The 648-nt window shown below is 63.0% G+C and carries 1 pseudogene; it reads left to right on the plus strand.

The annotated features are described in order from the left end of the window. Positions 1-648, plus strand: a pseudogene (locus AC0ZWN_RS28825) (type IV secretion protein Rhs); the annotation flags it as partial.

A 648-nucleotide genomic window follows, 5' to 3' on the forward strand; every position in this document is an offset into this window, starting at 1 on the left:
CGGATGAGGCGCCCACGTCCTACGAGTATCGCAACGGTTTCCTGCACAAACGCTCTCGCGAAGAGGCGGTGTGGATCTACCGGCGCAATGCCGAGGGCGATGTCACCGAAGCGGTCGACCCCGACGGTCAGGTCACCCATTACTACTACGACACCCGGGGGCAGTTGCTGTCGATCCGTTATCCGGACAGCAGCCGGCATCGGCTGGTGTGGAATGCCCTCGGCCAGTTGACCGAGGAAACCCTGCCCGACGGTGGCGTGCGGCGTTTTTCCTACGACGCGCTGGGGCGACGGACCACGACTGCGGACGAACACGGTGCAGTCACCCGTCAGCACTGGGACGCCGTTGGCCGACTGATTCAGACGACATTTCCTGGCGGCAGCACCCGCGCCTACAGCTACGGCGCCTACGGTCAGGTCACCGCCGAGCGCGATGAACAGGGGCACATCACCCGTTACGAATACGATGACGATCTGCACCTGGTTTCGCGGCGGATCAACCCCGACGGCACGCGGGTGCAGTACCGCTATGACCATGCGCAACTGCTGCTCACCGAGATTGAAAACGAATCCGGGGAAAAGTATCGGCTGGATTACACCTCCACCGGGCTGATTCGTCAGGAAAGCGGTTTTGACGGCCGCCGCACCG

The organism is Pseudomonas sp. 3B-A001-10F, from assembly GCF_056313565.1.